This window comes from Amycolatopsis vastitatis (assembly GCF_002234595.1).
In the GTDB taxonomy this organism is placed as follows: Bacteria; Actinomycetota; Actinomycetes; order Mycobacteriales; family Pseudonocardiaceae; genus Amycolatopsis; species Amycolatopsis vastitatis.
This window is the reverse complement of record NZ_NMUL01000126.1, coordinates 1-968: the sequence shown is the minus strand read 5'-3', so window position 1 is coordinate 968 and position 968 is coordinate 1. Positions and strand designations below refer to the sequence as shown.

Genomic DNA, 968 nt, shown 5'->3' with positions numbered 1-968 from the left:
GCCTCCGCGTTACGCCCCGTTGTTGCCCGCAGGCAGGTTGCTATGCCCGGGCGTGGTCTCCGAGGGCCGCCGCGGTGGCGTGTACGAAAGCTTGTGGATTGTCCAGCATGATGTTGTGCCCGCAGTCGGGGATGGGGACCACGGACACTCCGGCTTCGGTGAGTGCATCGGTGCCCGGGAGCGGTCCGTCGGCCTCGGGCAGCAGATAGGTCCGGGGGATTTTCAGGTCCAGCAGGAGTTCGCGCATGGTGGGGACGGTGCCGCGAATGAGATGAGTGGCGCTGCGGTGCAGGGCTTCCCTGCCGGCAAGGCGCATGGTGGACCACCAGTGAGGGCCGACCCGGTCGCGGACTTCTTCCCAGCCGCCTGCCAGGAACTCCTTCTCGGAGTACGTGGCGATGCCGCTGCTGCCGCTGGAACCGGGTGTGCGCGGGATCGGGTCGAGGTTGGCGTCGATCAGGACCAGACGGGAGACGAGGTGCGGATGGCGGGCGGCCAGGACGATGGCCACGGAGCCGCCCATGCTGTGCGCGATCAACTCGGCGCCGGTGACGCCCGCGGAACCAAAGGCCGCGGCGAGGGCATCGGCGTGTGATTCCAAGGTGTAGTCGAAGGTCGTCGGTCGATCGCTGATGCCGTGCCCGAGCAAGTCGATGAGCAATGAACGGTGGCCCGCCAGCAGAGGGTGGACCGCAACCTCAGTGAAGTAGGCGGGCGAAGTCGCACCCAGCCCATGCACGTAGACACGGGACGGCTCCCGGCCGGGCAGCTCCACCCAGCGGATCTGGTCACCGTCGGCCGTCACAGTGGCGGTGCGCACAGTCTGCTCCCCTGCAGTCAAGATCGTGGTGAGACGAGCATAACCACGGCGCTCACACTGTTCGCCGGCTGGCACCGCCTCGACGTCGCGATGCACCGGCCCTCGCCAACCACACCACCAGCCGGGCTCGGCACGCTGTCGAAGTCCT

Annotated in this window: 1 protein-coding gene; it reads right to left on the bottom strand. The window is 67.9% G+C overall.

Annotation, left to right across the window (positions count from 1 at the left end; genetic code table 11):
• Positions 1-40: 40 nt before the first annotated feature.
• On the bottom strand, positions 41-968 hold a 928-nt coding region (locus tag CF165_RS49715; protein ID WP_240522224.1), incomplete at its 5' end, for an alpha/beta fold hydrolase.